The sequence below is a fragment of the Nocardioides abyssi genome (genome assembly GCF_030412915.1).
In the GTDB taxonomy this organism is placed as follows: Bacteria; Actinomycetota; Actinomycetes; order Propionibacteriales; family Nocardioidaceae; genus Nocardioides; species Nocardioides abyssi.
Window position 1 is genome coordinate 1 of record NZ_JAUHJR010000206.1, and the last position, 274, is coordinate 274.

A 274-nucleotide genomic window follows, 5' to 3' on the forward strand; every position below is an offset into this window, starting at 1 on the left:
GGCCATGGAGTCGGCCGAGGACCTGGCCCGCGAGGGCTACTACGTCACCAGCGAGCCCGAGCAGGCCGTGGCCAACCTGGTCAAGGCGCTGGGCAAGGGCGTGCTCAAGGTGATGTCGAAGATGGGCGTCTCCACGGTCGCCTCCTACACCGGTGCGCAGATCTTCGAGGCCCTGGGCCTCTCGCAGTCGGTGGTCGACAAGTACTTCACCGGCACGACCTCCAAGCTCGGCGGCATCGAGCTCGACACCATCGCCGAGGAGGTCGCGCGCCGT

Annotated in this window: 1 protein-coding gene; it reads left to right on the forward strand. The window is 67.9% G+C overall.

Translation table 11 applies throughout. From position 1 onward, the window contains the following. Nucleotides 1-274: glutamate synthase central domain-containing protein (locus QWY29_RS20500; protein ID WP_300963069.1), on the forward strand; the 274-nt coding region annotated here is incomplete at both ends.